We start from the raw sequence: 22,229 nt of genomic DNA on the forward strand, positions 1-22,229 counted from the left end.
TATATTAAAAAAATCTACGTTAGAGCACATTACTACAATGGCAACCTAGCGGGATTGCCGCTTTCGCCTGGATTGCCACGTCTCGATCGGTTCGTGATCATCTTCTTCGATCAGTTCCAGTGCTTCTTCCACTCTTCTCGCTTTGAATAACAGGATTAACTCCATCAGGTCTTCCCGGTCCAGCAGCTTCACTCCATTAACTGCTGCAAGCGTCCGACAGGCTTCGGTGTAACGGGCGGACGTCAATACAATAGACCGATCAGCTTCATAATAACGCATCGATGTATAGATCTCCTGCACTGCACTCAATCCTACGGGATGGTTCGCACCATATCGCTTCGCTTGTATCACACTTCGTCTGCCGAGTCTATCGACAAACACCAGATCTGCCCCAAAATCCCGGCTGCTCGTCGTCTTATGAACCTCGTCATACCCAAGTTCTTCAAATAAATGATAGAGATATAATTCAAACTCCGAACCATCCTCCATCTTGTCGATATCCTTTATCGTAATCTTCCGGGGATTGGCTTCACTTCGAATCCGCTGCCCGCGCCCGATAACACGCCGAATAATCCAAGCAAGCAACAACAATACGATGATACATCCAATGACCCATAGGGTCATATTTTCACTCCAATTCATAGCTGTTCTCCTTGTTCATTTCCTATGTTCTATCCAACGTCTTACGCAGATATGGCTTGTCACCGCACTAAATATATCAGACTTCCACCTCCATCGAAAGAAGATGAAATCCCTGTAACCGTTACACTTCACTAAACAAAGATGATACGCAATACGAATGATAAAAGGTTACAGTACGTTCGGTTGAATTCAACTTGACATCAATGGTAAAATTCAACAATCGGTTCTGTTTTGAACCGAAGAAGAAAGGTGGTTTATCACTTGCATACATTGACCAAACACAAGTCCAAAACATGGGCTGCCCTCATTCTTAGCGGCATGCTCCTCTTCACCATGAATACAACGAGTTACGCCGCTGTCTCCACCGAATCCCTGCCCAAACCCGCGTGGACGTCATCTTCCCTGATGTTATCTGAGGCCAATACGGAGAAAGATGTCCTGATTAAGGGAATCCATGCCGTGCCATCCAAAAACCTTGTATATGTACATGCCTCCCAGCCTGTGACCAAAACAAGCAGCAAAACAACGCTGGACTGGCAACTGGACTCCCTTCAGGCATTGGATGCTACAACTGGACAATTGAAGTGGAATACGATATTCCATGAGAAAAGTGGTCCTTACACCACCTACTCCGATTCGGTATATGCCAGCAACGGTACAGCCTATGTATATATGGAATATTCGGACAAAACCAAAAAATTGTACTCATTCAATACATCTGGCAAGACCAACTGGGTCAAAACGGTGAATTCACCTGCAAGCATATCCCTACTGGATAACGATACGCTGATGGTTGCTTCAAGTCAGGGCGTACAATCGAATGGCTCGGTTCGCTCAGCTATCTCGTTATATGACAAAAAGGGCAAGCTAATTACCGAAAAGGCCATTAACGGCACCGTGCTTAAGGCTGATCATGGTCGAATTGTAGTGGATGCCAGCAAACAAACCAAGGTAGGCAACTTCTGGCAGCAAGCTGCGAATCCCAAAGTGGAGATCTATGATCGTACACTGAATCGCCTGTCCTTCTACCAATTCCCTGCCAACGCAAATACACTCGGAGATGGCGGCGGTGAATCGCTGGCCATTCTGGACGATGGTTCCATCCTTATGCGTGCCAATTTCGCGAACACCGGTAATCGGCTGATGGGCTTTGGCACCGATGGCAAGCTCGCTTGGGGACGTGCCATTGCTGGTGATGCCTACATCCAGACGGCTGGCAATAGCTATACGGTTCTTACAGGGCAGAAGCTGGAACTCTACACGATGAAAGGCAAAGTGACTGAGCGTACGTTCAAGGACGCACAACCTGCATTGATGCATGTCGATCAGACGCAGGATGGTCAGTACCAGCTTGATTTTGCCAAAACGGGATATATTCTTGATTCACTTACGCTGGAAGACGTGCATATCTACACGACCAGTGCCTCCGTTCCTTCATTAGAAGGTGTCTCTACTTATGTGGATGATGTCATCTATTCCATGAACGATGAGACATTGTCCAAATATGTACTGAAGTCCAATCCTGCAAAATAAATACTCGATTTAATAATAAGCCGGGAGAGTTCCATAAGGAGCTCTCCCGGCTTATTTCATGGACAGGATAAAATTATCCTATTTCCAATTTTCGTCTATAAATTCGTCCCGTCCGGATAATGCCCGGTCTTCCTATGTTTCTCGTTTTTCTTGTGGTAATCCTGATGATAGTCTTCAGCCGGATAGAATACGACGGCATCCCGAATTTCCGTAACAATTGGTTGAGTGAATCGTTCGCTCGCTGCCAGTTCCTGCTTGGACTGTTCGGCAAGCTCACGCTGACGTTCATTATGCACAAAGATCGCAGTACGATACTGTGTCCCCCGATCCTGGAACTGTCCTCCGTCATCCGTCGGATCAATCTGTGGCCAGTAAAGCTCCAGTAGTCGTTCATAAGGGAATACATCCGGATCAAATGTAATCTCAATCACTTCGACATGACCGGTCTCTCCGGTTTTGACCTGCTCATATGTTGGATTCTCGACGTGACCGCCCGCATAACCCGATACAATACCATGAATGCCCGGTTGTTCTTCAAATGGTGTAACCATACACCAGAAACATCCGCCGGCGAATGTAGCTTTTTCCATTCCGTTCATCCTCTCTTATCTAAACTACCTTTTACACTTACCACTCCGATGACAGAACAACCTTCCGATCGCTGTTATCCCCAGATTTTTTATATTTGGCTTTACAAGGAGAAAATCTGGGGATAAAGGCGAGTGTATGCTTTCGAAGCAGCTTTCTTGCAGAAAGCTTTTAGCTCCGCTTCTTCAGGTTATTTCTGTCCTCTACGTTCTCGTGTAAATGTTTAGTCCAATTTATATAGATAGCTAATATGCATATCTTCATATATTCTAAAACAACAAGAGGTTGATTGAAAGCCATGGTTATGGCTCTCAATCAACCTCTTCATTGGTAATTCATTTAGCTGACAACTAATTCAATAAGTTATCTTGAATCGGTTACCCGCGACTACGTCCCATCGAACGGAAGATCAAGCTTACGATGGCTACAAGAACGATCGCACCGATCAATGCAGGTACAATGTGGAATCCGCCCATCTCAGGACCCATATCGCCCAAGATTACTCCACCTAACCATCCACCGATGAAACCAGCAATGATGTTACCAATAACACCACCTGGAATGTCACGACCAACGATCAAACCTGCCAACCAACCAATGATACCACCGATAATTAATGACCATAACCAACCCATATCATTCACCTCTAATTAAAGTTTTTGTTGTTGTCTGTCTACTATTAACCGCTACAGAAGCATTTAAACAATTGGCATGAAAATTTTTGCATATTACCATTTGTTCCAATACATCTTTCTCTGCAAAACAGGCCTTAGCCCGGTATGGAAACAGATCGCGTCACTTTCCGGCATCTCACCAGCTCAGGGCTGCGTTATGTACCTCCCGAAAGTCATTGTATGTTACAGCAGACAAGGTTAGTATCACCAATCGAGGTAGGATTATTTATAAAATTTCGTCATATTATCGATTGAATTGGTTAGATCTGATCAATAAAATCCTGCACGTCCCTTACCCGGCTGTGCCAGCCAAGTGTGTTTGTGGCTCTTGTCCAGCTCGCCACGCATCGACTGAATGACTTTCTCAATATCTGTCTGTCCATTCTGATGCCATTCCAGCGCAGCGCTGACATACAATTCACCCAGCTGCGCAAGAGAGAACGTGTCGGTCAGACGAGCAGCCTCAACTGTACCTTCTTCACCAGCAAATACGGTGAAGCCCCGTTGCTGCAAATATTGCAGGCGCAATGCTTCATCGGGCAACGGAATCTCGTAAGCCCGGTCGAACCGTCCAGCACGGTTCATCAGGCCCGGATCTATTTTCTCCGGATAATTCGTTGTCCCGATCAGGAAAATGCCTTCTTTCGACGTAGCGCCATCCAATGTATTCAGGAAAAAGGAACGGACTTCATCCGGCATCGAATCGATGTCCTCAATGATCAACACCATCGGTGCAAGCCGTTTGGCAGCCTCGAACACTTCACGCACCGATTCACTGTTGGTATACTCCGTAATCTGCCAATACGCAGCCGGTCCCGGAATACTTCCAGCAATGGATTTCACCAATGTGGTCTTGCCGTTTCCCGGATGCCCATACAATAAAATGCCTCGTTTGTACGGGATATCGTAATCTCTGTAGAAGGAACGATCCGCTTCGAAGAACTGATCTAGCGAACGGAAGATATCCTGCTTGATCTCCGCCGAGAGAACAACATCCTCTCTTCCCACGGAACGAGTAATGGATTCGACATGACGATCGCTGCCATTCCGGGCATCGGTGTATACCGTCACTTTTTTCATATTTTGCTGACGTTCCCGCTCTCGGACACTACCCAGAAACTGCTTCATCTCCTCATCACCGATGGCAAAGACAAAGTCTTCACTGTAGATCCCGTTCTCGCGGAAAAATGGAACCCGCACAAGTGCTACGCCCCATTTCGGATAGGCAAATACGTTGTTGCGAATGGAGTAATGCACACCATAAGTCGGCACATCGCCATCGTCGTCGTAATGCAAGGTCTGAAGCTCCAGATCCTCGAATATGCGGGCTACCAATTCCACTTCCTCGCTACCATTTTGCAAATCTTCCCGGAGTAACTCCCAGTATTCATTGTTCGGGTCAGAACTCGCATAAAGCTTGTATTCAACCCCATAGCGCTGATGGAGCGCCTCACTAATTCCACGAATCAGCCTTGAATAGATGGCGTACCCTTCCACTCGAATTCGGGTATCATGCTGTTCATCATAGGTATAAATCGCCTGCGTTGGATCCGTTTGTTGTTCGTTTATTGTCATTATTTCGCTCCCTTTACCGCTACAAGCGGTTTACATTTGGCTACAACCTGAGCCAGGCCTGCGCCAGTAACACTGTCTATAATTTCATCTACATTTTTATAAGCCTGAGGTGATTCATCAATAATGGATTCAAGTGAGCGTTGGTTTACCACGATCTCATCTTCTGTACCCACGCCTAGTGCCGTAGCAAAATCTTCCACGGAAACCAATCGTTTCGTTGCTGTCCGCGAACGGATCCGACCTGCACCATGACATATCGAATAATAATTATCAGCACCTTGTGGCTGACCCACCATGATATATGAAGCAGTTCCCATGGAACCGGGAATAAGCGCTGGATGTCCTGTTGCCAGGTATGGCTTTGGATTGTCCGGGTGACCTGCCGGCAACGCACGTGTCGCCCCTTTACGATGCACAAAAACCGAACCTTGGTCCGCATGGGATTCTTCCCAGGCATAGTTGTGCATCAAGTCGTATAATGTACGGAATTCACATTTGGAGCCAAACACATCCCGGAATGCTTCGCGAATAGCATACGCAATCAGGTGACGATTGACAACAGCGTAATTCAATGCAGAATACATCATGTTTACATAATGACGACCTTCCGCATGCTCCAGTGGAGCAAAGACCAGTCTCGGATCGGAAGTACCCAGGTTAAGCCGCTGCATGACTTTGGCAATTGCTGACGAACTCATCTGACTGACATAACCACCCCATGCACGAGAGCCGGAATGAATCATAACCACGACCTGTCCATCGTACAATCCCCAAGCTTCGGCGATTTCACGATTCTCTTCAGCGATCTCAATCGCCTGAATCTCGGCAAAATGATTCCCTCCACCCAGTGTACCGAGCTGACGATGCGAACGATGCCACGTCATATCAGGAACATGATTTAACACATCCTGATCGTAACTGAACTTGCTGCTTTCCACATGTGTCATCGAGGTTGATTTTTTCGGTGTGTAGCTGTCCGGAATATACTTTTTGGGTAAACCATGCAGCCCTTTACGAACGATATGCTCCAGTCTGATATCCGAGTAATGACCTCGCTGGTTCGCCTCCATCGGCAATACTTTCTCAATAGCCTTGACGAGTTTGCGGCGGAGTTTGATGTCTTTCAATTCGTCCTTATGCAGGTTCGTCATATGCACTCGCATGCCACAGCCAATGTCACTGCCCACAATGGAAGGAGATACGTATCCGCTCTGTGCATCCCACACGGCTGTCGTTCCAATGCAGGTGCCTACACCGACATGCACGTCTGGTGTGTAACTCATATAAGAAATTCCCGGAATCTGCAGATTATTGTTCGCCATCTCGAACACCTTGTAATCGAGCGAGGAGAAGAGCTGTTGCGCCGCATATACGGTTAGGTCGCCTGCAGGCAATTTCACTTCGTGCCGATAAGCACCTGCGAATTCGTTTGGATTGGTAAATAAATTAAATTCTGTATTCATAAAAGTGTATTATTCCTTCCTGTACGTTCAGCAAATTCGGTTTGCCGATTCATCTGTGTAAAATATAAATAAAAAAAGCCATAGGCTAATCGCCCATGACTTCTACTAATGACAATAACGGAGAACAGAACAGCATGAACATGCTGTGTGTCTGTCATCCATCGCTATAATATAAGCGAAGAACGCATATCGATTATAAGCTGCTAAACGATATGCCTATCCCCTATGTCGACCGTATGAGGCCAATGAGACGATGAGCCGGATATGCAATTGTGTCTACGTTGCGCCCTGTTTGATTCAAATCATAACCAAGCATCATGTCTCTCGGCCTCCCTTCGTTAATGTTAGTCTTATATTAAGGGGACTCGATTTCATGTGTCAACCCTTTTCTTGGAAATTGGTCTATGATGCAGATGACATATGTAAACAAAAACAGGAGACTGTCCTAGGACAGCCTCCTGTTTTTCTAATAATAATGATGTTGTTAGCGTAACATGATTATTACAGTCCTGCTTGTTTTTCCAACTCTTCAACCGGATTCTCGTCTTCTTTATCAGGAGCTTTGGAAGACAGGAACCAACCACATACCGCAATGGTGATCAGTACAATATAAAATCCGAATTTCCAAATTTTATTTTCCGGGAAATGCTCATCCAGAACACCCAATGAAGGGTGTGCGAGTGTAATAACTGCCAGCTTAACCCCTACCCAACCTACGATGACAAAAGCCGCAACTTCAAGCCCTGGACGGGAATGAAGCAATTTCACAAAGTATGTGGCTGCAAAACGCATGATCACAAGCCCGATGAATCCACCGAGGAAGATAACGATAAACTGTCCACCGTCAAGTCCGCCAATTGGAGGCAATCCACTTGGTGGCAACGCCACGGCCAAAGCAACGGCAGCCAAAATGGAATCGACTGCAAATGCGATATCTGCTACTTCGACCTTGAAAACGGTCATCCAGAAACCAGATTGTTTTTTCGGTTTCTTAGGCGTTGAATCAGCTGCTTCATCTGTCTTATTTCGACTACCCAGTATCTTTTTAACGATGTGGTTAATCGAGATATACAGGAGATACAGGGCACCGATCGCTTGCACTTGCCATACATCGACGAGGAAAGAGATCAGGAACAACGAACCTAAACGGAAAACAAATGCACCCATCAGACCATAGAACAACGCTTTTTTGCGCTTATCTTCAGGTAAGTGTTTAACCATAATTGCGAGTACCAATGCATTATCTGCTGCAAGTAGTCCTTCAAGAACTACTAAGACGGCCAGCACCCACCCATATTCCAATAATAATGAAACTTCCAACATTGACTCCTCCTTAATATCCTTATGATGTACAAAAAAAAGGACCTTTACCATCGCTGGTAAGGTCCTTTTATATCCACAAAAAGAGACCTTTACCGAGCATGAAAACTTGGTAAAGGTCTCGCTAACAACAAAATTGCTGCCAATAAAGCCGGGGATATGATCCCGAATTGACGACTTTACTGTAAAAGCTACTCCCCTTTAACAGGAATATGTAGTTTTAGTTGAAACAGGTTGTTTAACCTATACCCATAATATTTCATAACGTTAAATAAAGTCAAGCTTTATTTAGTTGACGGTATAACTTACGAAATACAACAACATCGTAGATCATGTTCCCCAGCGGAATAAAGGAAACGAAGAATAGAGCAATTGGACGACGCAGACGCCACTTCTGTGAAGTATACAAACTCACCATAAATAACAAGTGCATTAAAAACAAAAAACCATATAAATTTCCAAACCATGTGACAGCCTGCGGCATAATCCCGGCATCTCTCAATGGAAAAGCAACAAACAGCAGCAATACGTACGAAATGCCCTGCAACCACAACATTAGCCGGAAGCGCCCCAGCATAGAATGTAACATCATTTTCCTCCTGCTTCTATACATGTAACGAACTCAATAGTTCCCGTACAGTATATCACAAAAGCCGAATATCTCCGCTTCAATCCAAACAGCAGATTATTCCTGCACGCTCATATGGGTGGTTCACCGGCCTGTTCGCAGGAGCCAAATGCTGCTGCTGCTCATAGGATATATGACGAAGATTGTTAACGATGTCGGACAAGGAGGAGCCTGTTAATGAAAATAGCTATGGTTGCACCCGAGAAATTGCCTTTGCCCGGAAACGGTTCAGTGGAAATATGCATCCTAGGGATTGCTCGCGAACTTGCACATCGTCATCAGGTGACCATCATAAGTCGTCAAATGGCAGGTCTCGCCACCACGGAGCTAATCGACGGTATCACCATTCAGCGTGTCCCTGCATCAAGTCCTGTTGGGTACACCAAAGCAGCAATACGTTTGTTATCCAAGCAAGCTTATGATGTGATTCAAGTGGATAACAGGCCCCGCAGCATGGCTGCCATTAAACGCGCTTTCCCTCGCACCCCGGTTGTACTCTACCTCCACTCGTTAACATTCGCGCAACCTGGGCCTTCCAGACTTGCATTGATGAAAAAAGCCGATTGGATTGCCGTCAACAGTCAATCCTTGCGACAAAAGCTAGGTCGCCGATTTCCGCTCGTAAAACGCCGGATGAGTGTTGTTCCACTAGGTGCAGATTTAAGCCGCTTCAGGCCTGCTGAGTCCAGTGAAGAACAGCTTCGCCTGCGTACACAATTTGGAATAACTAAACCATTCTCTATTCTGTATGTCGGCCGGCTCATCCCTGGCAAAGGTGTAGACATATTAATACGTGCGACTGCCCTTCTTCAGCAAGAGGTGCCTGTTCAACTGGTTGTTGCAGGCAAAGGCCCTCCGTATTATATGCGCAGACTTCGCGATCTTGCTCGAAAACAAAAAGTCCATATATCCTTCAGAGGTCAGATAAACCATGAATATATCGACCAGTTGTACCGGGCAGTCGATTGTCTGGTATGTCCTTCTCAAGAACATGAAGCCTTTGGGCTGGTTAATGTTGAAGCGATGGCTTCAGGATTACCCGTCGTTGCCTCTGATAACGGAGGTATTCGTGAAATTATTGAATCAGGTAGCAATGGATACCTTGTCACCTCTTATAAACGTCCACAACGTTTCGCTTCTTGCCTGAACAAACTTGCAAGCAATCCGGCTTCTGCCGAATTGTTAGGTAAGACTGGCCGAGATAGCGCAATGGCACATTTTAGTTGGGCTAGAACAGCCATACATCTGGAAGCCACCTATACCAGGCTCATCCGAGAATGAGCCTCCTTCAGTTTTTTATAATCAACTTGCCCCATAAGAAAGACACTCTTTAGGATGATTAAGCTTTTTCGCGAGATTGCCATCCGGTAATAAAAGAATCCATTTGCGGAACAGGAATGTGGCTCATCTCAATTAACTCCATAATAACCATATCCCTCATCATGAAGCGCACTTTGGCACACGTTAGTTGATGAAAAACATCATAGAATGCCGTCCCGGTCCAACATCCATGCGGTACGACAAGCGGATCATTAACGATATAACCTACAGCTCCAATCGGGGGAATAACAACCTTAATCGCTTGACGGTCCAAACGATTATCTGGATCTTTGACGAGATACACGGTGTCCCCCACATGTAAAGCTTGCACTCCATGGAAATACTCCATCCCATACATCGCTGCGAATAATTTGGTGTTCATATCACCTGCTCCTTTTCCTGTATTTCTCCATTATGAAAATTTCACAAAGATACTTCGTTGTCATAATGCTTCAACCACTCCACAAGTTGCCTGCGTATCTCTCTACGAAACTCACGAGGTTCAAGTACCTCTGCCTCGGGTCCGAATTGATATAACCATTTCAAAAATTCTCGGCTGCTATTCAGTGTCACTTCAAATAACAATCCCCCATCCGACATATCCGTCATTCGCGGGCGAACAAACATTTCTTCTTCTTTTATGTAGGGGGCTATTTTCTCAGAGAATCTTACCTTGAAATGGATATTCTCGTCGCCACGGTCAATGGACCATGTGTTCTTCATGTACTGCGTTATGTTGAAATCACCCTTGTCGAATCCGGCATGTGTTCTTGTCACATCCAGAAAGCGGCTAATTCGAAACAATCGAACCTTTTGCAGCAAATGACAGTATCCAATCAAATAAAAACGTTGATCACGAGGAATGAGATAATAAGGATCGATATCCCGGACGGTAATCTCATTTCTTGTCAGCGTATGATATTGAGTACGAATCGTTTGCTGGCTTAGGATCGCTTCAATGATGGGAATCAGCAAATTGGGATCTTTTCCTTCCTCACGATAAGCTGGCGTACCCATTCGAATAATTCCCGCAATATTCTCTACAATGTCACTGTTTCTTGATTTTAATTTGGTATGAGCCGACATGACCTTGTCAAAAGCTGAATCAAATTCAGCAGGCAACTTGGAGGTATCAACTACGGATGGAAGCATGGAGAAGACCATCGCTTCCTGTTCAGTAAAGTCTAACGGATACATCGCAAACTCACCAATGAATCGGTATCCCTTGCCGTATCCTTCGTTCATAATCGGGGCGACCCTGTCCAAAATCCGGAGATCACGATATATCGTGCGTACAGTTGTACCGCATTTCAGCGCCAACTCCTTGGCGGAAATTCCGGGATTTGCTTGTATAGCCTGAAGTATACGCAGCAGACGAATTAATTTCTCTGTCATGTAGTTTCTCCCCTTCGATATTTTATCGGCAAGGAAAACTAGTTCCTTTAGTACAGAACTAAATCTTTAGTCCCAATATTATTTTCGCACTTTCACCGTTTGTATATAGTTCAATTGCACTCTTACCCCCTTTTAATATACATTCTCTTACTTGCTTGCGTAAAATATTAACCCAAAAGGCCTTCTACCTAAGCCTGAAAGCCTATACAATTTTCTAAAAATAATACAAAAAAAGCCCTGATCTCTATAAAGAGACAAGGCTTTTCTCAGAATTACTGGTTATTCAACTGTAATAATTGATCCATCACATTCACCATATGCTCACAAAGTTCAGGAATATCTCCCATCTGGTCCTCATTCACACTGCGGTCAAAGTATACGTGAGCCGTGACATTAAACGTACTAGGCTGTTCATCAAAGATATATAGGATGTTCTGGCACACCCTCTGCTCAGGCCAGCTCTGCTGCAATATCGAACGAATAGCCGGACACTGCGTCTCAGGCTCCTTCACAATCATGCCAAACCGAAGTTCCAGACGGCAACCCGGATGTGCTCCAGACGTCTCCAGAATCTCAGCTGCAAGCTCCTCAAGGGAACTGCTGAGCACGACCTCGCCTGTTACTTCCAAGCGATCCCTGAGACAGAATTGTAACATGAACTCTCTGGACATTACCGCTATCTCCAGCCGATCTTTACGCCCCGTAATCTGAATACGCTCATCCAGGTTATCCATATCATAGAGATGATTCTCAAACCCGACTTTCAGATTGTCATACACCGTTGGATCAAACATTGAAATAAACCCACTTTCTTATCCTTTAACATATATTGTAGTATATTCTCATTTTTCATGCGACCTTCGAAACCTCTTGTTCTGGACATAAAAAAAACCCAGTCCTTAGGACTGGGCTTTGGTTAAGTACGGGATCTGGTGAGATCCCTGCGCTTAGTTTATTCTTCGGTAGCTTTTTCTTCAGCTGCCGGTTCAGCTTCCTCAGCAGAAGCTGTTGGCTCTTCCTCAACCGCTTGTGGCGGCATGACGGACGCGATGATGGATTCAGGTGATGTTACGAGTGTCAAACCTTTATCTAGTTTGATATCCGCAGCAGTCAAGCGATCACCAATGTCCAATCCGCTCACATCAACCTCAATAGAAGTTGGCAGATCCGCAGGCAATCCTTCTACTTCCAATTGTGTTTCTTGTGTCTGGAATACACCGCCAGCTTTCGAACCAGCTGCTGTACCCTGGAAGTCGATCGATACACTTACGCTGATCGGCTTATTCTTGGAAATTTGCAGAAAGTCTACATGCAGCAAACGTCCGTTACGCTCTTGCTGATCTTTGATCAGCACCGGAACCGTTTTACCACCCTCAACATTCAGGTTGAACATTTCGGAGCGGCCTGTGCGTGCCACTTTCAGCATTTCTTTTTCATCTACATGTATGGAGGCACCTTCTTGTCCCGGGCCGTATACGACAGCGGGAACTCGTCCACCTTGTCTTAACAGGCGCAGTGCTGCACCTTTCTTTTCAGTTCTTGGCGTTGCTGTAAGTTGAGCCATTTTTCCGTTGGATTTCATGATTGAACATCCTCCTTCAAGGGATCACTACATTATATTTGTTGGAAAGCGCTAAGGCTTCTCTCGTAGACCATAATGGTCTTTTTTCTTTGGCCGAATCGTGGGCCATATCTATATTTACCCCAATGATAGAGGATCTCAAACACGAAACAGGACATTTCTTTATTTTTTGGCAAGCTATGCTACGTATAATAAGACTAAAAAAGCAGTCGGAATCTCTTCCAACTGCTGGTTTATCAAGGGTTTTGACGAACTACGTTCGACGTTATAATAAAAGAAACTATGCGCTATCACGATCCTCCGTTTTTTCACTTTCGCGAATGATCTGCATCTCATCTGATCCGCTACGGACAATAATGTGTACATCCCCGTCTTCAGGTACAATGTCCACATAACGGTCTCCGCACGTATCTTTAGCTTCCCATTCGTTCAATCGAATGATCAATCCCAGGTGATGCAGACCGGGAGCAACGCGGAAGCGGGCTTCGGCGGCATTTCCGACTTGTTCCAGCCGTACTGCTCCGTCCTCCATACCGGTGCCCCATACCCAGACATCCCAACCTTCATAATGCTGGTCTTCACGTTCGTATCGAAGCGTGACGGTTCGCGAAATCTGTTTATGAATCGTTACGCCAAGCGTTGCCCGAATTCCTCCAGCTTCAGCTATAATATGGGTTACTCCAGGTGTCATCGCACGTACGATCCCTGCTGCACTCACCGCTGCAAGTTCTGGATGAGAAGAGCTCCAGCGTATAATCGAATCCTGAAGCGGCTGACCAAATTGATCCAAAACCAAGGCACGGAAGCGACTGATTCGAGTCATGTACATGACAGGTTCGCCAACAATTTCGATTCGTTCCGCATGACGATAATCCACCTGTAACATACAGCTTGCCGTTATGTCCCCACAGTGGACTGTAATCGAAGCTTCCCCCCGTTCCAGCGCTTCGATTGTTCCATCAGGTTGTATCCGAATAATATCCGGATCAGAAGAAGTCCACGTAACCGGGGCGTTCTCTACCATATTGCCGATGCTATCCCTTACAATTGCTCGCAGTTGAGTGGTCTCCTTCGGACTATATACCTGACGTGGAAAACCAATCTCCAGGGTGGTCGGTTCAGTGCCTCCAGCATGCTCTGTGTCATACAAAACCATCAATGACCACCGTTCTACCTGAACAGTGCCACGAACGGTCTCGATCAGATCTGTACCTGCCTGATGATCATTGACCACGACATGCCAGTCCCCTTCCCCCAGGTCCACATGTTGCTGATGTTCCGTTCCGTTATAAATGACCATAATCTGATTCCAGGTATCCTGATTGGCACCATCCTGAAGAATAAAAGCAACCACATTGCCGTCGCCACGAATCACACGAAGGTGATTCCTTACCTGTTCGGCATCAATCATACGAAAAGCCGGATGTGTGCGCCGCAGATGAATAAGACCACGGTAGTAGTCAAACACCGGTCTGAACCGCGATTTATTGGCCCATGTGATGGTGTTCACCGCATCTCCGCTCCGATAACTGTTATGATCACCGGCTTTGGAACGGAGCAGCTCATCCCCTGCATGCAGAAACGGAATGCCCTGAGAGGTAAGCAGAATACCGGAAGACAGCAACGAGCGACGAACCATCTCATGATCCATTACATCATCTGCATCGACATACCGATAGGGAACTGCTGCTTTGACAGCCGACTCAGCACTTCCGCCCCCCACGGGCTGTCCGTCCTTCCATACGGGAAAACCTAATTCGTGTCTAAGGTTCATTGTTGTCGCTATTTTATCCCATAAATTGAGATTGTCATGGGCAGTCACATAATTGACGGTTTCCACAGGTGAAGATGTAAAATCATCCAGCGCTCCTGCTAATCCCCTAATAAGCTCATATTCCTGCCCTCTGGCACCCGTGACAAACCCTCTGCCACTGCCATCACTATCGCCCTTGATTGCACTGCGAAAATGATCATTAAATACGGCAAATCCCTGACCCCGCTGGGTTCCTTTTAACGTTTTGCGGTCCAATGGTGAGTCTCCACCCGTCCAGGGTTCCCCATAGATCAGAAACGCCGGATCGATCTGTTCCCGTAGTTCACGCGTTAATTCATTCATCGTTTCCGTATCAATCAGGGCCATGAGGTCAAATCGAAATCCGTCCACATGATATTCTTCTGCCCAATATCGGAGAGAATCCAAAATATATTTTCGCACCATGGGACGTTCAGTCGCCAATTCATTGCCTACACCAGAACCATTACTGAGAGTGCCATCCTCCCGATAACGGTAATAATAGCCTGGTACAATCCGTTCAAAAGGTCCCTCTTCCACGCTATACGTATGGTTATAGACAACATCAAGTACAACGCGAATGCCATGTCTATGCAACGATTGAACGAGGGATTTGAACTCTCGGATGCGAACTGCCGGATCACGTGGATCTGTCGCATACGAACCTTCGGGAACGTTATAATGCTGAGGATCATATCCCCAGTTGTATGGTGCTCTGACATTTGAGCCCACATCCGCCGTAGCGAGTTCGTTGACCGTCTGATAATCCGCTACAGGCATAAGATGCACATGAGTGACGCCCAGTTCGGCAAGATGATCTATCCCAATACTATAGCCCGCTCTATCGGTGAGTCCGGATGCCGTGAATGCCAAATATTTTCCCTTATACGGAATGTCTGCATGTGGGTCCGAGGAAAAATCACGGACATGTAACTCATATAACACAGCATCGACAGGACGCAGAAACGCAGGTTTGACATCCAGATCCCAATCGAATGGATTGGTGGTCTCAGGATCGATAATGGCTGTTCGTTGCCCATTAGCTGTTACCGCTCTGGCATACGGATCAGCAACCACTTCAATCCGCTGATCATCATGGATGATTCGGTACATATAAAAATGTCCTGCCCAATCGCCGTTAAGCTCCAGACTCCATATTCCATCCGCATCGCGCGTCAGAACATGTTCCTGCCCACCTTCATGATCTTGTACTTTGCCACTATCGCTGTAATGACCTTCATCCTCAAAAACCAATATATAAACCTGTTGTGCCGTAGGTGCCCACAATTTAAAAGTACTTGCTGCACGAGTATATGTTAAGCCAAGATCGTTGCCATCGTAACGAAAAGAAGTCCATTCCGGCATCGTTCCCACCGCCTTTATATCCATTAATTTCGTGTTGTCCCGATGTTACGGAGTGGGACGTTGTTTGTCAACCCGGGGTTGTCTGTACTAACATATCGGTTCAAATCGAGTATTCAATTAGCAATCGCTTTCAAAATATAGATATGTAAACAAGCGCCATAGATTGACAGCATTTGTACCTGTCCCGACAAAAAAAGTTCGAAATATATAAGAATAATTGCAGATTGAACGTGCTTTGAACGAAAACTATACTTACGCTCGGTATTAATCTGGCGAATTTTAGTATAGTTTTCAAGCATGATGATATCCTCCTGCGGACCAGACCAATGGTCTGTAACTCAACACAAAATCCCCCTTTCTCGAAGGAAAGAGGGATTTGTTTTTATGTTGTACTAAATTATCTGTTGGACATCTTGGACGTGCCCTTGTGAGCACTGTCCTATAGCTGGCACGCTTCATTTCTTGGCAACCAATGTAGCGATCAGGACTTCGAATACATCACCGTTATAGATAAAGCATTCACAGTCACCTGTCCATCCTGTACGGTACATATCACCTCGATGCCTGCTTGTCCTTTTTCTACAACCAAATTCCATGTCCCTGTGGGAACAGAGACGGTACGGGGTTCTTTTGCAGCATTATAGATGACAACAATGCGTTCCCATGAATCGCTAACGGCCGCGCCTTCCAATTCATAGGCTAGTATACCATTACCTTTTTCTATTTGACGAACATGCTTCTCGATCTCTTCCCGTGTACGAAGTCGAAAAGCTGGATGCTCTCGCCGAAGACGGATCAGCCCACGATAATAGTCAAACACCGGCTTGAACTGTCGCTTTTGCTCCCAATGAATGGCATTGACTACGTCCCCACTCTGATGGCTGTTGGCATCCCCATATTTGCTGCGAAGCAGCTCATCTCCAGCCGCGATCAGGGGGACACCCTGGGAGGTTAGCACGATACCATTGGCAAGCAGACAACGCCTAACCGTCTCATTCTCCAGAATGTGATCCGGATCAATCTGCAGGTAAGGCTTGGCCTTCTCTACAGCCTCTTCCACACTTTGGCATCCCCGGATACTTCCATCCTCGTTATAGGTGAGGAAATTCAAGGTATCATGGAGTCCTTGTGTACGTGCGACTTTGTCCCACAGGTTGAGATTATCATGCACCGTTACATAGTTAATGGTTTCGGATGGACCATCCGCAAAATCATCGATTGCTCCCCGTACGCCTGTCCACAATTCGCCTTCTTTCCCGTCCGCGCCCGTCGCAAATCCCGTACCCGTTCCATCGCTGTCTCCCTTGATCACTCCGCGGAAATTATCGTTAAAAACGGCGAAACCAGCTCCACGCTGTGCTCCTTTTAGAGTCATATCATCTCCAAGAGGTGAATCCAGTGCACCCCATGGTTCACCATACAACAATATGGATGGGGCTACTTCGGCGTGTAACTCCGCTGCAAGCTGTTTCATCGTAGTTGTGTCAATCAGGCCCATTAGGTCAAATCGAAAACCATCCACATGATACTCCTCTGCCCAGTATCGCACCGAATCGATAATGAACTTGCGAACCATGGCGCGTTCGGTAGCCACCTCATTGCCTGTACCTGAACCATTACTGTACGTCCCATCGGCGTTTTGACGATAGTAGTATCCTGGTACCAGTTTTTCAAATGAACTGCCTGCCGTATCAAACGTATGATTATATACCACATCCATTATGACACCTATTCCCTTGTTATGAAGGGCAAGCACCATGGACTTGAACTCACGAATTCGTGTCTTCGGATCATCTGCGCGTGAGGCATAGGAACCTTCCGGGACATTGTAATGAAGTGGATCATATCCCCAGTTATAGTTGGAGGCATCAGACGTATCACCATCCACCCTGGATTCATCCACCGTCGCAAAATCAAATACAGGCAGCAGATGCACGTGGGTAATCCCCAGTTCAACCAAATGATCAATCCCCAGCGTGTTACCCTTTGAATCGCGCAGACCTGCCTCGGTAAAAGCCAAGTATTTGCCTTTATTCGTTATGCCAGATGATGAGTGAATGGAGAAATCACGCACATGCAACTCGTATAAGACTGCATCTACAGGACTTATCAATTCCGGGCGAATATCCTCATTCCATCCAATAGGATGCGTCTGCTCTAGTTTGACAATTACACCCATTTCTCCGTTCATAGTCACCGCTCGTGCGTATGGATCTACAGCAGTCGTTGTATGTCCATCTTCGAAAGTAGGCTTGTACATGTAACGGTAGCTACTTAAATCGCCCTCCAGTTCTAGAAACCAGACGCCTTGTTCTTTCTTTTGCATGGGTAAGACCTGCTGTTTGCGTTGATTGGGCTCTTCCTCCGGGGTCCCCCCTGTCAAAGGTGGGTAAAGAAGTAGTTCCATCTGAACGGCTAACGGTGACCAGACTTTGAAGCGACAGGCTTGTGCTTCTAATGTGACACCCAGATCTCTTCCTTCGTATGTATCTTCTGAAATCAACAGTTCCTGCTTATCCTCTTCAATCATATGTGTGGTCCCCTCTCGTTGAGAAAATTAATGAATATGGATGGAACAAATGCTCCTTACCCTTTATACCCGTTCTGTTGACCAACCATAATCGAAATTACGCAAAAGAAGACAAACGTCATGTGGATTCACATAACGTTTGTCTTCCTTAGGGGTACAACAATGTCTAATTAATGCGGTACTTGGGATTGGAAATCATTACGGCTGGATTGATCGGCGTGGTACAAAACCACGTCCCCATCTTGCATCGACCAGCTTCTCCCCTGACCATCTACCGGGCTGTTATCGAAACCCTCCATCTGCCATTGATTCATCAACGGAGCATAAATATATTGCAGGTGTGGTGCATTCGTATTGCCGCTGCGCAAAGTTTCGATATTGAAATTAACCACGATGTAACCGTCCCTCAGAAATACCATTGCCTTCTCATCCAACTGATTTTGTCTGGCGAGCGATTCGAGATCGGTTCCTTTGGGCACTGCATATACATCCGCTGGTAAGCTATATTCCCCATACCAGCGCTGAATCGCTGCATTTGCCCGATCCACATTAACACCAGATGGAATATCTGTTTTGGGGCCAATGAGTGTACGGATCTGTGAAGGAAGAATCATCCAGTCATAACGGCCTACCCACGTTTTATGATGAGAGGTTTGATCCACAAAACGAACCATATGTTCCGCCATTGTACCCTGATTGCGTTCCTCCTCTGACAGTTCATAAGTATACTGGTAGCGCGCTGTATCACCTAACTCCGTACCGGGTACATTCCGCAACCGTGAGTTAAGGACAACAAAGCGTTTTTCTAAATCCTGTGCCGATCCGATACGAATGAGTCGTTCCTGTCCTCGATGATAGTATAAATCCACTTCTTGCCGGGTGGTGCCATCTTTACTCACAAAAGAGAACGTCGGTGTAATTCGAATACCATCCTGTTTCCCAAACATATTGCCCTTGGTTTTCAGATCAAACTTAAAATGGTACCCCGTCTTCACCGCTGCATTTCGGAACCCCTGTACGGGATGACTGCCGGGACGAATAGGCAGGACATAGGGAGCCAAATTACCTCGGAGATCTCCGTCGATACTGTTTCCTCCGGTCCAGTAGCTCACACCCGTTGGTTCCGGGCTGCCCATCCGCTTGCGGAACACATTCTCCCAGTTGTAATCTGAAATATCGGTGATGTGAAAATCATACAACCGTCCGATAACCTCTACAGCAACGGTATCTGCTGCGACATGATGGGTCAGATTTGTGTTCGCATCCTGTTGTTCCGTAAAGTTGGCAGGTGCATTTTCGGCGATATTACGGAACTCAATCTTGTAATTCCCTTCATCTACCCACACCGGGAGATAAAAAGGAGTGTCCAACTGATTTACCGGAATATCCACCCATGTCAGGGCCGGGATAAACTGACTTCTGGCACCGTTATAGACATCGAATGGGAAACGAACCTGTTTGATCCGAAAATATTTTGCATAATCACGGTTTCCATAACCAGGGTAACTTGCTGCATCCAAATGTTGACCTGAGGTGGGTATCCTTACTAGGAATGGGCGCTCTAGAATAAGTGCAGCCCTGGTCGGATCAGGCGTGGTCTTCTGGTTATGCGGCTGATCATCTGACACCCAGGCATAGTTTACAACCGGAGTATGTACCGTCACCGAGTTGATACCCAGAATGGGAAACTTCTGATCCTGCCCTCCGTTAATGTTACCAGGCAGCAGCCCATATGTAATTTCACCCGTGGTCGGCTGATTAGCTTTGTTGATCAATGTATTCTTGATCGTCAGCCGATTCTGGTACAGAACATCATCTCCAATCATGCCAGGCTGTGGGATCGTTCCAGGTCTTGGAGCTGTTTTCTCCACCGGAGCAGGGTCCATAATCGTCGCTCCATTAAAGGTTACCTTGTCATTATTGACAGTGTTCTCCCTAACCTCTGCTTCAGCCTTAGATTGAAACAATGATGTTTCATTTGGCGTAGGCGGTTCAGTCGAACCACCCGGAACCCCTTCGGTGCCAAGATCAATCTCTCGGCATGATGCAGGTTTCACATGATTGGTAACCGCAGGATCCATAGCCGATTGCAAAGTCGGTGGAGTATATGCATTGGGCGTCAGGGTCACGGTATCACCATATCCACCTAGCGCATAGTTAGATACCTTGGCCTCATTTAACTTGTATACCTCCAGGTTATCGATCTGCCAATAGCTATATGTCCGTGTTACTCGCATAGCCTTGTCACCAGGAACCTCAAGTTCTCTGGGCTCAGGAGGAGTTCCCGGATCCCCCTCACCACTAGAGGGTCTTCCCGGAATCGTCCAGGTTTTATGATAAACCTTCTTCACATTCACGGTATAAGTCACCGTTCCGGTCATGTTGACCCAACGGTGCTGGAACAGATATCCCTTAGCCAACACATTGGCATAGAGATCTTCTGAAGTTGGAATACCACGGGTGACATCAAACTTCTCAGCTCCCCGGTCATCTGCCTTCAGCACACCTCGAACAGACGGGTCCATGACCGTTGCTTCAATAACCGTACCTCTACTAGGCGGGCTGATGGTTACAGGGCAAGCGTTCACAGGGTCGCCCCCCGGATCACTACCATTACCGCCTTCTCCATTATCCGTGCAGTCCTTCACCTCAAGCACCTGAGTCCCTTGTTCATCCAGGTGCTGAGCAGAATCAAGAAAATGAGCTTTGATAGTGGTGCTACCCACGATCCCTTTCGTCGTGATTTTTCCATCTGCGCCGATCGTTGCCACAGCCGGATTCGAGCTCTGCCACGTCAATTTGGGATGAGCCGTCAGTTTATGAACAGAGCGATCCGGTTTGGTTAGAACGGCTTCCGCCTGGAGAGGTGTTGTATTGGCTTTGCAAGCATTCGGCAGGTTCACCACGAGTCCTGGCTCAGACGTTACGGTAATGGTGGCTGTATCCGAGATAAGGTATGTACCATTGTTCCAGATTGCACGCACAGTGACCGTGCCTGGACTTTCAGCTTTTAACATCCCTGTTTTCAGTTCAATGCTCGCAATCGTCTCGTCAGAAGAAAACCATTTGATCTCCGCTTCCCTGCGGGATACGTTGATGCCCTCACCAAAGGCTGTCGCACCATAACCCTTCGTCTTCACCAAGGCTTCCATCTGCTGAGTTTGACCTATGGTAAGGGTTGAATCTGGGGTTACATCGATTTCTTTTTCTTCGTGAATCTTACCTTCCCAGAAGATGCTAACAGGGGTGTGGTATACCATCTTATATTTGGGTTTATTGCCTGGCCTAGTCCCATAAGGTTCCCTTTCAAAGAACTCAAACCCCTTGCCTGTATATGTTCTAAGATCCGCATTTTTTTCACTTGTAACTCTTGGACTACCTATTCCTTCATAACTATTTACCTGCTGATATTTTACACCATCAGGGTCGTTCTTTAACTTAATATCAGTTACCATTTCCTTATCAATTCCTATACCTCTATATGGCTTCCAACTTAGTGGCGGCCATCTACTCATATCAACATTATCAGGAATTTCTGTTTTTACAGGGTATGCATCATAATCAGTTCCTCCGTTATCCACATCTTTGTGTGTGCCTTGATATTCTGCCCTAAATTCTCCTGAATCAAGTTGATACCAGTAAACCCCCGGTGTTCCTTGAGTTGGGTTTGCATCGACTGTTACCGCTGGCCCTTTCATGGATTTAGGACCATATTGTGCTTCTACGGCATTAGCTTTAGGAGTATCATATGTGCAGTAATAGACTGGTATCATCATAAATATAATTACTAAGACTTTATATAAACTGTTTAAACAATATAAT

The 22,229-nt window shown here is 46.2% G+C and carries 15 protein-coding genes and 1 pseudogene; 2 read left to right on the top strand and 14 right to left on the bottom strand.

Going from position 1 to position 22,229, the window contains the following annotated elements:
• Nucleotides 1-45 precede the first annotated feature (45 nt).
• Nucleotides 46-642: a restriction endonuclease gene (locus MKX75_RS22215; protein WP_062835820.1), complete on the bottom strand. Its 597-nt coding sequence runs from the start codon at nucleotides 640-642 to the stop codon at nucleotides 46-48.
• A 261-nt stretch (nucleotides 643-903) separates the two neighbouring features.
• Here MKX75_RS22215 and MKX75_RS22220 point away from each other — a divergent pair, with 261 nt between their 5' ends.
• Complete coding sequence (locus MKX75_RS22220; protein ID WP_339166864.1) at nucleotides 904-2,175, top strand: hypothetical protein; 1,272 nt, start codon at nucleotides 904-906, stop codon at nucleotides 2,173-2,175.
• A gap of 78 nt (nucleotides 2,176-2,253) precedes the next feature.
• Here MKX75_RS22220 and msrA read toward each other — a convergent pair.
• From msrA to MKX75_RS22250, 6 genes and pseudogenes are all read right to left on the bottom strand, one after another.
• Nucleotides 2,254-2,765: pseudogene (gene msrA / locus MKX75_RS22225) on the bottom strand (peptide-methionine (S)-S-oxide reductase MsrA).
• A 375-nt stretch (nucleotides 2,766-3,140) separates the two neighbouring features.
• Nucleotides 3,141-3,398 (bottom strand): GlsB/YeaQ/YmgE family stress response membrane protein, encoded by a 258-nt coding sequence (locus MKX75_RS22230; protein ID WP_062835823.1) that lies wholly within the window; start codon nucleotides 3,396-3,398, stop codon nucleotides 3,141-3,143.
• Nucleotides 3,399-3,707: 309 nt separating this feature from the next.
• Nucleotides 3,708-5,012, bottom strand: a complete 1,305-nt coding sequence (locus MKX75_RS22235) for an AAA family ATPase (RefSeq protein ID WP_339166865.1) — start codon at nucleotides 5,010-5,012, stop codon at nucleotides 3,708-3,710.
• A complete protein-coding gene (locus tag MKX75_RS22240; RefSeq protein ID WP_339166866.1) occupies nucleotides 5,012-6,475 on the bottom strand; it encodes an RtcB family protein in 1,464 nt (487 codons plus the stop codon). Before MKX75_RS22240 ends, MKX75_RS22235 begins: the two co-directional genes overlap by 1 nt.
• A 501-nt stretch (nucleotides 6,476-6,976) precedes the next feature.
• Complete coding sequence (locus tag MKX75_RS22245; protein ID WP_062836156.1) at nucleotides 6,977-7,795, bottom strand: TerC family protein; 819 nt, start codon at nucleotides 7,793-7,795, stop codon at nucleotides 6,977-6,979.
• A 277-nt stretch (nucleotides 7,796-8,072) separates the two neighbouring features.
• Entirely contained in the window at nucleotides 8,073-8,408 is a 336-nt protein-coding gene (locus MKX75_RS22250) for a DUF3817 domain-containing protein (protein ID WP_082762840.1), read from the bottom strand.
• Between the two features lie 192 nt (nucleotides 8,409-8,600).
• On the opposite strand from MKX75_RS22250, the gene MKX75_RS22255 reads away from it, so the two are divergent.
• Nucleotides 8,601-9,704, top strand: a complete 1,104-nt coding sequence (locus MKX75_RS22255) for a glycosyltransferase family 4 protein (protein WP_145150110.1) — start codon at nucleotides 8,601-8,603, stop codon at nucleotides 9,702-9,704.
• 58 nt (nucleotides 9,705-9,762) lie between these two features.
• Here the strand turns inward: MKX75_RS22255 and MKX75_RS22260 are convergent, their stop codons facing one another.
• The 7 genes from MKX75_RS22260 to MKX75_RS22290 all read right to left on the bottom strand — a co-directional run bounded on the left by MKX75_RS22260 (nucleotide 9,763) and on the right by MKX75_RS22290 (nucleotide 22,183).
• Nucleotides 9,763-10,125: an HIRAN domain-containing protein gene (locus tag MKX75_RS22260; RefSeq protein WP_339166867.1), complete on the bottom strand. Its 363-nt coding sequence runs from the start codon at nucleotides 10,123-10,125 to the stop codon at nucleotides 9,763-9,765.
• A 41-nt stretch (nucleotides 10,126-10,166) separates the two neighbouring features.
• Nucleotides 10,167-11,138, bottom strand: coding sequence for a WYL domain-containing protein (locus tag MKX75_RS22265; RefSeq protein WP_339166868.1), 972 nt, complete (start codon nucleotides 11,136-11,138; stop codon nucleotides 10,167-10,169).
• A 272-nt stretch (nucleotides 11,139-11,410) separates the two neighbouring features.
• Nucleotides 11,411-11,932 carry a hypothetical protein gene (locus tag MKX75_RS22270; RefSeq protein WP_339166869.1) on the bottom strand — a complete coding sequence of 174 codons (522 nt, stop codon included), beginning with the start codon at nucleotides 11,930-11,932 and terminating at the stop codon, nucleotides 11,411-11,413.
• 158 nt (nucleotides 11,933-12,090) lie between these two features.
• Nucleotides 12,091-12,720 carry a 50S ribosomal protein L25 gene (locus tag MKX75_RS22275; RefSeq protein ID WP_339166870.1) on the bottom strand — a complete coding sequence of 210 codons (630 nt, stop codon included), beginning with the start codon at nucleotides 12,718-12,720 and terminating at the stop codon, nucleotides 12,091-12,093.
• Between the two features lie 280 nt (nucleotides 12,721-13,000).
• A complete protein-coding gene (pulA, locus tag MKX75_RS22280; protein WP_339166872.1) occupies nucleotides 13,001-15,877 on the bottom strand; it encodes a type I pullulanase in 2,877 nt (958 codons plus the stop codon).
• A gap of 481 nt (nucleotides 15,878-16,358) precedes the next feature.
• Nucleotides 16,359-18,407, bottom strand: coding sequence for a type I pullulanase (pulA, locus tag MKX75_RS22285; RefSeq protein ID WP_339166874.1), 2,049 nt, complete (start codon nucleotides 18,405-18,407; stop codon nucleotides 16,359-16,361).
• Between the two features lie 170 nt (nucleotides 18,408-18,577).
• Nucleotides 18,578-22,183, bottom strand: coding sequence for a DUF5704 domain-containing protein (locus tag MKX75_RS22290; RefSeq protein WP_339166876.1), 3,606 nt, complete (start codon nucleotides 22,181-22,183; stop codon nucleotides 18,578-18,580).
• Between the last annotated feature and the right edge of the window lie 46 nt (nucleotides 22,184-22,229).

The sequence above is a fragment of the Paenibacillus sp. FSL R5-0341 genome (assembly GCF_037975235.1).
In the GTDB taxonomy this organism is placed as follows: Bacteria; Bacillota; Bacilli; order Paenibacillales; family Paenibacillaceae; genus Paenibacillus; species Paenibacillus amylolyticus_A.

Bases quoted from the DNA above. Each gene is read 5' to 3' on its own strand.
- MKX75_RS22230 (WP_062835823.1), bottom strand. From the start codon at position 3,398: ATGGGTTGGTTATGGTCATTAATTATCGGTGGTATCATTGGTTGGTTG.
- MKX75_RS22250 (WP_082762840.1), bottom strand. From the start codon at position 8,408: ATGTATAGAAGCAGGAGGAAAATGATGTTACATTCTATGCTGGGGCGC.
- MKX75_RS22215 (WP_062835820.1), bottom strand. From the start codon at position 642: ATGAATTGGAGTGAAAATATGACCCTATGGGTCATTGGATGTATCATC.
- pulA (WP_339166872.1), bottom strand. From the start codon at position 15,877: ATGCCGGAATGGACTTCTTTTCGTTACGATGGCAACGATCTTGGCTTA.
- MKX75_RS22255 (WP_145150110.1), top strand. From the start codon at position 8,601: ATGAAAATAGCTATGGTTGCACCCGAGAAATTGCCTTTGCCCGGAAAC.
- MKX75_RS22240 (WP_339166866.1), bottom strand. From the start codon at position 6,475: ATGAATACAGAATTTAATTTATTTACCAATCCAAACGAATTCGCAGGT.
- MKX75_RS22290 (WP_339166876.1), bottom strand. From the start codon at position 22,183: ATGATGATACCAGTCTATTACTGCACATATGATACTCCTAAAGCTAAT.
- MKX75_RS22235 (WP_339166865.1), bottom strand. From the start codon at position 5,012: ATGACAATAAACGAACAACAAACGGATCCAACGCAGGCGATTTATACC.
- MKX75_RS22260 (WP_339166867.1), bottom strand. From the start codon at position 10,125: ATGAACACCAAATTATTCGCAGCGATGTATGGGATGGAGTATTTCCAT.
- MKX75_RS22265 (WP_339166868.1), bottom strand. From the start codon at position 11,138: ATGACAGAGAAATTAATTCGTCTGCTGCGTATACTTCAGGCTATACAA.
- pulA (WP_339166874.1), bottom strand. From the start codon at position 18,407: ATGATTGAAGAGGATAAGCAGGAACTGTTGATTTCAGAAGATACATAC.
- MKX75_RS22275 (WP_339166870.1), bottom strand. From the start codon at position 12,720: ATGAAATCCAACGGAAAAATGGCTCAACTTACAGCAACGCCAAGAACT.
- MKX75_RS22270 (WP_339166869.1), bottom strand. From the start codon at position 11,932: ATGTTTGATCCAACGGTGTATGACAATCTGAAAGTCGGGTTTGAGAAT.